This is a genomic window from Christensenella timonensis, assembly GCF_900087015.1.
In the GTDB taxonomy this organism is placed as follows: Bacteria; Bacillota; Clostridia; order Christensenellales; family Christensenellaceae; genus Christensenella; species Christensenella timonensis.
Map to the genome: position 1 here is coordinate 1,538,591 of NZ_FLKP01000002.1, position 10,762 is coordinate 1,549,352.

Here is a 10,762-nt window from a genome sequence, read left to right on the forward strand (position 1 = left end):
TTCGTCAGCTTTCTGCGATGTGCAAGCTGTCCTTGACCCGATCGAACAGCCCGGCAGACTGAGAAAAGTGGTCAGCGCTATCCTGCAACTGCAAGCAATAAATCTTTTTGTCGGTCGCTACAAAGACCGTCCGCGCAGTGAAAGTTTCGCTGCCGTCCTGCAGCCTCCCTGTTACGTCAAAGGCGACGGCGGGATACCCATCGATTTCATAATAAGACGGTTCAGTTGCCGCGGATTCTTTCATGGAACCTTTTAACGTTTGGTTAATGTAGGTATCGACATTGCGTTCCAGTTCCTGTTTCAGGTCGTCGCTGCGGTCGTCGTAATGATCGGCCTGTGTCATCGTGATGTAAGCGTTTTTGGCATCGGGATTGGAATAATAAAAGAGATAATTCTTCATATCGGCAATATCGCTGAAATCTTCCAGCTTCCATGGATCGGCCAGCAGGGAAGAATCGATCTGTACTGCAACGTTCTTATCAGAAGCAGAAGAAGTGGTTTCCGGGGAAGACGGCTGCGCAGAGGGAGCGGAAGGAGCGGCACATGCTGCCATGAGCAATACAGGAAACATGAGGAATAGTATTGTAAACAAAATGATTTTTTTCATGGTTTGCTCCATTTCTTATTGTAGGATTAGCATTATTATAACAAATAGAATATCCCCAGACAAATGAATATTTCATGAATTGTAATAAAACAACGAAAGAAACCACATAAAACAACAAAAACACAAAAAAGTAATTGACAACGTCCCGGCAAACGATTAATATAAAAGTATCAAACAATGCTGTTTTACTATTGATTCTGTAACGTTGTGGAATCTTTTGAATTTTTTGGAAATTAATTTTTTTGAATAAAAATAAGGTATCGGTCAAATGGATAAAAGCGCGATCAGGAAAATTGTTGAAGCTGAAGTGGTATCTAGGTTGATGGAACAAACCGGCAGGCGTATTGTGCCTGCTGCCGTATCCAATCGCCATATCCATTTGTCGCGCAGCCATGTTGAGCGGTTATTTGGAGCAGGATACCAGCTTACACCAATCAAACCGCTGTCCCAGCCGGGACAGTTTGCCTGCGAAGAAACGGTGACGATCCAGGGGCCCAAGGGAGCGATCGAGAAGGTGAGGGTGCTGGGGCCGGAGCGCCCTGATACACAGATCGAGATATCCGCTACCGATTCTTTTAAGTTGGGTGTGCCGATCGTCGTACATATGTCAGGCGAGGTAGCGGGAACGCCGGGATGCAGGATTTCCGGCCCCAAAGGGACGGTTGAGCTTGCGCAGGGATTGATGGTATCCAAACGCCATTTGCATATGTCGGCTGCACAGGCCGATCAATATCACCTGAAAAACGGCGATACGGTCAAATTGCGCTTTGGTGGTTCGCGCCCGATGGTTTTTGAGGATGTACTGGTGCGCGCAGGCGACGGCCATGAACTGGAAGTGCATTTGGATATGGATGAAGCGAACGCCGCCCTGGTCAAAAATGGCGACTATATGGAGATCATAGGATAAATGGCGCAGACGGATAACTGGGATGAGCTGGTTCGCAGTATTGTGGACAGCGTATTGAATCGGATAGAGCGGGAGATGCCGCGCGATGAACATGTCGTGGGGACGCTTGCGCTTTTTACGACATATGTCCCCTCGCCTAAGACCGCGAATGAAAAGTTGGTTGCATTGTATGGGGAAGATATTGAGTGCGCTATGAGCGAAGAGGCGGATTTTGAGCCGTTCGGCTTCGAGTCCATGCGCATAGAGGATAAAACGGACGAGAAACTGCTGCTGCAAAAAGCCGCTTCCAAGGGAAGGATCGTACTGGTAACGCCGAAGATTAATCTTTTGCAGCGGATTGCGGACGGTGACGATGAAGGATTCATCGAGCATGTGGTGCTGCGTTCGCTCTTGTGGGGAAGAAAGGTATGTATCCTGCTGGATTTTGATACACCGAAGTTCAAACGGGGGACGTTTTTTGAAAAAATCGCTTCGATCATCGATTCCCTGACCTCGATGGGGATACAGGTAGCGCAATATAACTGCGCGGGGGAAAAGGAAACAGCTGTGCTCACACTGGTGACGGAAAATGAGATCGAACAGGCGCGCAAAGCGGGGAAGCATTCCGTTTTATGCGCCGCAGGCGCGATCATAACGCCGCTGGCGCGCGAGCGTGCGGCAGAGCTTAACATCACCATTGACCGATAGGAGGCAAAGATGCTGATAGGCAGGGTAAAAGGAACGGTTGTCAGTACCAACAAAGTAAATAAACTTACGGGTTCAAAGCTGCTGATCGTCCAGCCCGTCGACATCGAAACTTTTGAAGAAAAGGGCGAATATGTGATCTGCATAGACGATGTGGGCGCGGGAGATGGAGATATCGTGATGTGCGCTTACGGAAGTTCCGCCCGGCAGACGGATACCTCAAAGAAGTATGCGTCCGATTACAGCATTTACGGGATCGTGGATTACATTACGATCAAAGAGAAACAGACATATGATAAGGCGAAGGACGATTATGGTACGGCACAAAAGGAGAAGGAATCATGCAATTAGCGAGGGTGGTCGGCAGTCTTGTCAGCACAAGGAAATCCGATAAGCTGCAGGGAATGAAAATATTGGTAGCGGTTCCTGTGGATATGGACACTTTTGAAGAAAAAGGCGCGCCTTTTGTGACGATCGACGCAATCGGCGCCGGCGAAGGGGAAGTCGTGATGTGCGTAGGAGGAAGCTCTTCGCGCCAGACAGACCTGACAGACGGCAAGCCGGTCGATAATACGATCGTGGCGATCATCGACAGTGTGGATGTACAGGGGAAAAGGTTGTTTGACAAGGCCGAAGACGCCGGCAGCCTGAAAGAAGAACCGGGGATTGCCGCAGGGCAGGAAGAAACGGTTGTGGTGGAGATCGAAGAAAAACAAGGTGCAGAAATGGTACGGGAGTTCGTGGAACCGGCCGCAACCGTTGTCGCTGAGGTGCCGCAAGAACCTGGGAGCGGGAATGAATCCAGGTTTGAACGCGTGCAGGGATCGCGCAAGGAACGCAGCAAAAAGAAAAACAAGTGAATAAATCGATCGGGATTGAAAAGATAGAGAGGGTGTTGAAGGCATGGAATATTCGGATATTCAGTTGAGGGAAATGATTAAGGAAGCGGTGGAACGCGCCTTGAAAGGCGCGGCAGCCAGTCCTGCATGTGGATGTGCGGGTAGCGGCTTTGGTTCGGCGTGGATGTTTGACGATGCAAACCAGGCGGTTGCCGCCGCGAAGGCTTCGCAGAAACAGCTCGCGGGCATGACGCTGGAAAAGCGGGGATTATTGATTGCGGCAATGCGCCAGGCAGCTCTGAAAAATGCGGAGTATCTTGCGAAATTGGCGAACGAAGAGACCGGTTATGGAAGATATGAACATAAGATCCTCAAAAACAGGCTGGCCGCAGAAAAGACACCCGGAATCGAAGACTTAAGGCCGGTTGCTTATACGGGGGACAATGGAATGACGCTGATCGAAGGCGCGCCGTTTGGAGTGATCGGCTCAATCACACCCTCGACGAACCCGACTTCTACGGTTATCAACAATTCGATCAGTATGGTCGCTGCGGGAAATGCAGTCGTATTTAACCCGCATCCGTCGGCAAAGCACGCTTCACAGGAAACGATGCGTATTTTGAACGAGGCAATCGTCGGTGCGGGCGGCCCTCCGGCGCTGATCGCGACCGTGAACGAACCGTCGCTCGAATCGGGTAAGACCATCATGGAGCATAAGGATATTCCGATCCTTTCGATCACAGGGGGGGAGGCTGTTGTCGGCGTCGCAATGAAGACTGGCAAAAAAGTTATTGCGGCGGGGCCGGGAAATCCGCCGGTTATCGTTGACGATACGGCGGACATCCAGCATGCCGCACAGGCGATCGTAGATGGGGCAAGCTTTGATAACAATGTACTGTGCGTCGCGGAAAAGGAAGTATTTGCGATGAACGGCATTTTTGACGCACTGGTTTCCGCTATGATGCCGCTTGGCTGCTACAAGGCGCAGGGGGACGATATCCGGAAAATCATCGATACGGTATTGGTCAACAAAGACGGTCGTTATGTGATCAATAGAAAATATGTGGGAAGCAATGCGACGCGCATCCTTACGGACAGCGGGATCAGTTACAGCGGACAGCCGCGCCTGATCATTGCGGAGGTGGACAAAAACCATCCTTTCGTGGTTGTGGAAATGCTGATGCCTGTCCTTGGCATGGTACGTGTGTCAAATATTGACGAAGCGATCGAGGAAGCGTTTATCGCGGAACGCGGCTGCCAGCATTCGGCGCTGATCCACTCGACAAATGTGCATAATATGTCGAAGGCGGCGTCCGTACTGAACACCACGATTTTTGTAAAGAACGCGCCCTCCTATGCAGGACTGGGTTTTGGCGGCGAGGGATATGCTACACTGACGATCGCCACGCCGACAGGGGAAGGGCTGACCAGCGCAAAATCGTTTACGCGTTCCAGGCGGTGTGTGCTCCAGGGAGACTTCAGGATCGTATAAGGATAAATTGAATGGATATCGTTGAAAAAGTACGTGATGCCGGGATCGTCGGCGCGGGTGGCGCTGGGTTCCCGACGCATGTCAAAATCAATTGCAAAGCGGAATATGTGATCGCCAACGGTGCAGAGTGCGAGCCGTTGCTGCGGGTGGATCAGCAGGTCATGGCGGTGTATGCGCAGGATCTGGTTGACGGGATGCGCGCGGTCATGGAGCAGACGGGGGCGCAACAGGGCGTTATCTGTTTGAAATCCCATTACCATGAGGCGGTGAACGCTTTGAGCGCTGTGCTGCGGGGGGATGATAAGATCAGCCTGCACCAGATGAAAAGTTATTATCCTGCCGGGGACGAACAGCAAATGGTTTACGAGGTTACAGGGCGCGTTGTGCCTACGGGCGGGCTGCCGCTCGATGTTGGGACTGTGGTATGCAATGTGAGTACGCTTGTCAATATCGCCCATGCGATGTATGGTGAACCCGTAACGGATAAATTCGTCACGGTGGGCGGCGAGGTGGAAAACCCAGCGACGTTCTGTGTGCCCATCGGGACGCCGGTCAGCGCGATCATCGCGGCTGCGGGCGGCCCGGCAGATAAAAGCGAATATATTTTGATTTTAGGCGGCCCTTGTATGGGCGCGTTGTCGGAGGACTGGGAAACGCCGGTTACAAAGACCACGGGCGGCGTGCTGGTGTTCAAAAAAGACCATCCGCTGATCGCCAAAAAAGGGAATAACAGCAAGGAAGATATCAAGCTGGCACAGGCGGTTTGCTGCCAATGTTCGATGTGTACACAGTTATGCCCGCGCAACGCATTGGGACTGCGTGTAGAACCGCATAAGGCGATGCGGGCGGCGGCAAACGCACAAGGATCGCTCTTAGGGGATATCAACGGCGTTTTCTCTTGCTGTGATTGCGGTATTTGTACTTATTTTGCATGTAACTTTGGTCTGAAGCCGTCCAAAATGATGGGGATGTTCAAGCAATCCCTGGGTGCTGCGGGCGTCAAGCCCAAAAAGGAAGTATACGGACGGGTGGATCCCGGACTCGATTTAAAAAAAGTTCCTGTTTCGCGCATGATCAGCAGGATGGGCGTCAAGCAATACGACGTGCCTGCGCCGCTCGCAAGCGGTGTGACACGGGCAGGAAGCGTTAAAATCCCGTTGAAGATGCATATCGGCGCTCCGTCTGTTCCCGTGGTTGGACAGGGCAGCGCAGTGAGCAAGGGACAATTGGTCGCCGACATCCCGGAAGGGGCGCTGGGGGCGAAGATCCACGCAAGTATCAGTGGTACGGTAACGGATATTACGGATACTTATATTGAAATCCGCTTAAACGGAGGAGTAAGATGAATGCATTAGGTATGCTGGAGGTATTGAGCATCCCGCAGGGGATCGAGGCGGGCGATGCTATGCTGAAGGCGGCACAGGTAGAGCTCATTACGGCGCAGACGGTATGTGCCGGCAAGTTTATTGTCATTGTGGGCGGTGAAGTTGCAGCGGTAAAGGAAAGTGTGGAGGCTGGTACGGTATGCGCGCAGGATACGCTTGTCGACAGCATTGTGATCCCGCATGTACATCCTGATGTATTCACGGCAATCAATGCGTGCAGCGACATCGGAAACGTAGGTGCGATCGGGATATTGGAAACGTTTTCTTTGGCAGCGGCAGTGATGGCTGCCGACGCAAGCGTGAAAGCAGCGGATGTACGGCTGATCGAAGTTCGTTTGGGACGTGGTATGGGTGGAAAATCGTTTGTGCTGCTGACTGGTGAAGTGGCGGCCGTGGAAGCGGCGGTCAAGGCGGGCGAGAGTCCGGATGAGGTACAGGGACTGATGTCGAAAAGCGTCGTGATCCCCTCGCCCCATCCTGATATCATAAATGCAATTGTATAATAAGTAATCAATAGTTAAGTAAACGGAGGATACGAAAAATGGCAAAAGAAGCTTTGGGAATGGTGGAAACAAAAGGCTTGATCGGTTCGATCGAAGCGGCTGACGCAATGGTGAAAGCTGCCAACGTCACGCTGATCGGCAAAGAGCAGATCGGCAGCGGACTCGTAACGGTTATGGTACGCGGCGACGTCGGTGCGGTCAAGGCTGCGGTAGACGCTGGCGCGACGGCAGCAAAGAGGGTAGGAGACCTGTACGGCGTGCATGTGATCCCGCATCCGCATGATGATGTGGAAGGTATCCTGCCGCACATTGGGTAACGAACAAGAATATTGTACAGTATAAACGTGTAAGGAGAAAAATGATGGAAAAAGAAGCTTTGGGAATGGTGGAAACAAAAGGTTTGATCGGTGCGATCGAAGCGGCGGATGCGATGGTAAAAGCAGCGAATGTCAAGCTGATCGGCAAGCAGCAGATCGGCAGCGGACTCGTAACGGTCATGGTACGCGGCGACGTCGGCGCGGTCAAAGCAGCAGTAGACGCTGGCGCGACGGCAGCGAAGAGGGTAGGAGACCTGTACGGCGTGCATGTGATCCCGAGACCGCACAACGACGTAGAGGGTATCCTGCCGCATATGGAATAAAAAGACAGGGTAAATTGCTTTGAAAATCGCAAAGGTTGTCGGTAATGTAGTTTCAACGATCAAGGATAGAAGGTTCAAGGGCTACAAATTGATGATCGTAGAGTATCTTGATCTAGACGGCAAACCGCAGGGCGTCCGCCATATTGCCCTTGACGGTGCAAATGCGGGTATCGGAGACATTGTCCTGACCAATAATGACGGCGGAGCGGCGGTCATGGTCATGGAAGACAAGGAGCTGATTGCTGACGATACGATTGCAGGTGTGATCGATTACTATACGGTCGATGGCTGTACGAAAACAGCAAAGGATTTGTATTGATCTTTTCTTTTGCCTGAAACATGTGTAAGAATACGGTATCCGGTTTGTTTGGATACCGTATTGTTTTACCCTTAAATAAGGGAGTTTTGATAACAAAAAACTTTTATCATAATTTTGTTTTTAAAGATTGACAAAATGAAAGTCTGCGCTTACAATATAATTAACAAACCACATAAACCCACACAAATAAACAAAAACTGCATAAAAAAATGACAGAACTTGTAAGAATTGTACAGGAAAGCGGTTACGCATGAATATAGATACAAAAACGATTGAATATATTGTAAAGGAAGTTCTTGCAGGAATCGGGCAGCAGCCAGACGGCGTTTTATCTGGTTACTTGTTTGACACAGCAGACCAGGCGGTTGCGGCAGTAAAAAAAGCGCAGCATATCCTGGCGGGAATGGCATTGGAAGAGCGGCAGAAAATAATCCATTTTATCAGAAAAGAAACAAAGAAAAATGCGGAATACTTGGCAAGGCTCGCGTGGGAAGAAACCGGCTTTGGCAAAGTGCGGGATAAGATCGTAAAGAATACGGTGGCAGCTGTACGGACGCCGGGAACGGAAGACCTTACGCCAGTTGCTTATACGGGGGATTACGGCCTGACACTGGTGGAACAGGCGCCGTTTGGCGTGATCGGTTCCGTAACACCATCCACAAACCCGACATCTTCGATTATCAATAACGCGATCAGCATGGTCGCCGCGGGGAACGGGGTGGTTTTCAATCCGCATCCGGGGGCAAAAAAGTGTTCGCAGGAAACATTGCGGATTATACATGAAGCGATCGTAGCGGCCGGAGGGCCGGCTTCGCTGGTGGCCGCCTTAAAGGAACCGAGTATGGAAGGAAGCCTTGCGGTGATGAAGCATCCGGACGTCAAGTTGTTGTCTATTACGGGCGGCGAAGCGGTCGTCAAAGTAGCGATGGGTACCGGAAAAAAGGTAGTGGCCGCAGGGCCGGGAAATCCGCCGGTGATTGTAGACGATACGGCAGATATCGAAAAAGCGGCCAAAGACATTGTGGATGGAGCAAGCTTTGATAATTGCGTATTGTGTGTCGCTGAAAAGGAAGTATTTGTATTTGACAACGTGGCGGAACAGCTGATGGGCTCGATGGAGCAAGGCGGGGCTTTCCGGGCGCGTGGTGAAGAGATACAAAAGATCGTCGGTGCGACATTGCAGTGCAAAGACGGTAAGTATGTGATCAACCGTAAAATGGTGGGAAAAGACGCATCGGTGATCCTCAAAGCAAGCGGAGTGGATTTCAGCGGGGAGCCCAGGCTGATTATTGCGGACGTTCCGGCGGAGCATCCGTTTGTGACGGTGGAGATGCTGATGCCTGTAATGGGGATCGTAAGGGTTCATTCGATCGACGAGGCGATCCGTGAGGCAGTGAGGGCGGAAGCTGGCTGCAAACATTCCGCCATGATCCATTCGACAAATGTGCATCATTTGAGTATGGCGGCAAAGGCGCTCAACACAACGATTTTTGTAAAAAACGGGCCGTCATCCGCTGGCTTCGGCGTAGGCGGCGAAGGTTATACGACATTCACGATCGCAACGCCCACCGGTGAAGGGCTTACCAGCGCAAAATCCTTTACCCGCGCGCGTCGGTGCGTACTCTATGGGGATTTGAATTTTATTTAGCGAGGGGATCTGGTCAGATGTATACAGGCAGAGTAGAAGGCACGGTGGTGTCTACCGTAAAGAATGAACGGCTTACAGGAATCAAACTCTTAGTCGTGCGCCTGATAGAAAATGGTGAGGATAAGAACCTGATCGTGGCGGGAGATGCAACAAGGCAGGCGGGGATCGGCGATTTGGTATACATGATCGGCCGTAAGGAAGCGGCATTGATGTTTGGAATCAAACCGGAACCTCCCGTCGATGTGGCGATCGTCGGTTTTATAGATGATTATAACGAGGTAATGTAGTAATACGTTACGAATGATTAGGAATACCTTTTCGGTCGCTGGAAAAAGGGCAAAAAAAAAACACCCTTTCGGGTGCAAATACAGTGTATTCGGAATTAAACGAATATGACCGAAAAGGTATACAAAAAAGTGCTTGTAAAGTCTTTTTTGTAATATTATCGTAATAAGTGATATTTTTTTTGAAAAACTCAAAAATAAGTTGAAATGAGAGGAAAAATCTCCTATAATACAGGTAATGCCACAAAGGAGTACAAATATGGCGCATACATCGAAACGATTTTTTAGCACATTTAGCTTTAGCGGCCTTTACCGCTATGGCTTGTTTTTGTGTTAATCTGTCGGTGTGCGTATGTGTTCTTAAAGAATCGAAATCGAATGCTGTAAGCACCGGCAAGTGTTTACAGCATTTTTATTTTATCGGCAAATTTTGAGAAGAGGTATTAAGGTCATGATTGTAGTAATGAAAAGTGATGCGACACAAGCGGAGATTGTGAAGGTATCGGACAGGCTGGAGCAGAAAGGGATGCAGGTGCAGATCAACCATGGCGTCGATTGTACGGTGCTCGGCGTCTTGGGAGATACTTATACGGTAGACAAGGAGCGTATTGGCCTGATGGGCGGCGTTGAGCGGGTCGTGTCCGTCCAGGAGCCTTTTAAAAAAGCAAACAGGAAATTCCATCCGGAAGACAGCATCATCGACGTCAACGGCGTGAAAATAGGCGACGGGGAGGTGAAGGTGATCGCGGGGCCATGCTCGGTGGAATCTGCGGATCAACTGGCAAGCGTCGCCCAAAGCATCCGGAAATCCGGGGCACAGATCCTGCGCGGCGGTGCGTTTAAACCCCGCACTTCCCCCTATGCGTTCCAGGGACTGGGGGAGTTGGGACTGGATATCTTAGTGGATGTACGCAATAAAGTACATATGCCGATCGTAACGGAGATCATGGCGCCCCGGTATGTGGAATTGTTTGCGGAAAAGGTGGATATGATACAGATCGGCGCGCGCAACATGCAGAATTTTGACCTGCTGAAGGAGATCGGACAGACAAACAAGCCCATTCTTTTGAAGCGCGGGCTTTCCAACACGCTAGAGGAATGGCTGATGAGTGCGGAATACATCATGGCGGGCGGAAACGAAAACGTCATCTTGTGTGAACGCGGCATCCGCACCTTTGAAACATATACGCGTAACACGCTTGATTTGAGCGCGATCCCAGCGATCAAGAAGATGTCGCACCTGCCGATCATCGTAGATCCCAGCCATGCGACAGGGCTGCCTTACATGGTGGAGCCTCTGGCGCTTGCGGCTGTTGCCGCCGGAGCCGACGGTATTATGATCGAGGTGCACAACGATCCCAAACACGCCTTGTGCGATGGGGCGCAGTCCTTGACGCCGGAGCAGTTCGACGGTATCATGTCTAAAATCAATATACTGAAAGGTGTAATGTAAA

Annotated in this window: 14 protein-coding genes; 13 read left to right on the top strand and 1 reads right to left on the bottom strand. The window is 50.8% G+C overall.

Annotation, left to right across the window (positions count from 1 at the left end; genetic code table 11):
* Window positions 1-4 precede the first annotated feature (4 nt).
* On the bottom strand, window positions 5-607 hold the full coding sequence (locus BN6471_RS08750; protein ID WP_066647824.1) for a hypothetical protein: 603 nt from the start codon (window positions 605-607) through the stop codon (window positions 5-7).
* Window positions 608-929: 322 nt separating this feature from the next.
* On the opposite strand from BN6471_RS08750, the gene pduL reads away from it, so the two are divergent.
* From pduL to aroF, 13 genes are all read left to right on the top strand, one after another.
* Window positions 930-1,514 carry a phosphate propanoyltransferase gene (pduL, locus tag BN6471_RS08755; RefSeq protein ID WP_066649996.1) on the top strand — a complete coding sequence of 195 codons (585 nt, stop codon included), beginning with the start codon at window positions 930-932 and terminating at the stop codon, window positions 1,512-1,514.
* Window positions 1,515-2,201 (top strand): hypothetical protein, encoded by a 687-nt coding sequence (locus tag BN6471_RS08760; protein ID WP_066647827.1) that lies wholly within the window; start codon window positions 1,515-1,517, stop codon window positions 2,199-2,201. It abuts the gene before it with no gap.
* 9 nt (window positions 2,202-2,210) lie between these two features.
* Window positions 2,211-2,549 carry a EutN/CcmL family microcompartment protein gene (locus tag BN6471_RS08765; RefSeq protein ID WP_066647830.1) on the top strand — a complete coding sequence of 113 codons (339 nt, stop codon included), beginning with the start codon at window positions 2,211-2,213 and terminating at the stop codon, window positions 2,547-2,549.
* On the top strand, window positions 2,540-3,058 hold the full coding sequence (locus BN6471_RS08770; protein ID WP_066647833.1) for a EutN/CcmL family microcompartment protein: 519 nt from the start codon (window positions 2,540-2,542) through the stop codon (window positions 3,056-3,058). Before BN6471_RS08765 ends, BN6471_RS08770 begins: the two co-directional genes overlap by 10 nt.
* Window positions 3,059-3,101: 43 nt before the next feature.
* Window positions 3,102-4,529 carry an aldehyde dehydrogenase family protein gene (locus tag BN6471_RS08775; RefSeq protein WP_066647835.1) on the top strand — a complete coding sequence of 476 codons (1,428 nt, stop codon included), beginning with the start codon at window positions 3,102-3,104 and terminating at the stop codon, window positions 4,527-4,529.
* Window positions 4,530-4,540: 11 nt separating this feature from the next.
* A complete protein-coding gene (locus BN6471_RS08780) occupies window positions 4,541-5,875 on the top strand; it encodes an SLBB domain-containing protein (RefSeq protein ID WP_066647838.1) in 1,335 nt (444 codons plus the stop codon).
* Window positions 5,872-6,417 (top strand): BMC domain-containing protein, encoded by a 546-nt coding sequence (locus BN6471_RS08785; RefSeq protein ID WP_066647842.1) that lies wholly within the window; start codon window positions 5,872-5,874, stop codon window positions 6,415-6,417. Before BN6471_RS08780 ends, BN6471_RS08785 begins: the two co-directional genes overlap by 4 nt.
* Window positions 6,418-6,455: 38 nt before the next feature.
* A complete protein-coding gene (locus BN6471_RS08790) occupies window positions 6,456-6,734 on the top strand; it encodes a BMC domain-containing protein (RefSeq protein WP_066647845.1) in 279 nt (92 codons plus the stop codon).
* A gap of 44 nt (window positions 6,735-6,778) precedes the next feature.
* On the top strand, window positions 6,779-7,057 hold the full coding sequence (locus BN6471_RS08795; RefSeq protein ID WP_147554048.1) for a BMC domain-containing protein: 279 nt from the start codon (window positions 6,779-6,781) through the stop codon (window positions 7,055-7,057).
* 19 nt (window positions 7,058-7,076) lie between these two features.
* A complete protein-coding gene (locus tag BN6471_RS08800) occupies window positions 7,077-7,376 on the top strand; it encodes a EutN/CcmL family microcompartment protein (protein WP_066647850.1) in 300 nt (99 codons plus the stop codon).
* 250 nt (window positions 7,377-7,626) lie between these two features.
* A complete protein-coding gene (locus BN6471_RS08805) occupies window positions 7,627-9,024 on the top strand; it encodes an aldehyde dehydrogenase family protein (RefSeq protein WP_066647853.1) in 1,398 nt (465 codons plus the stop codon).
* Between the two features lie 17 nt (window positions 9,025-9,041).
* A complete protein-coding gene (locus BN6471_RS08810) occupies window positions 9,042-9,311 on the top strand; it encodes a EutN/CcmL family microcompartment protein (protein ID WP_066647856.1) in 270 nt (89 codons plus the stop codon).
* Window positions 9,312-9,759: 448 nt separating this feature from the next.
* On the top strand, window positions 9,760-10,761 hold the full coding sequence (gene aroF, locus BN6471_RS08815; protein ID WP_066647864.1) for a 3-deoxy-7-phosphoheptulonate synthase: 1,002 nt from the start codon (window positions 9,760-9,762) through the stop codon (window positions 10,759-10,761).
* Window position 10,762: the final 1 nt, after the last annotated feature.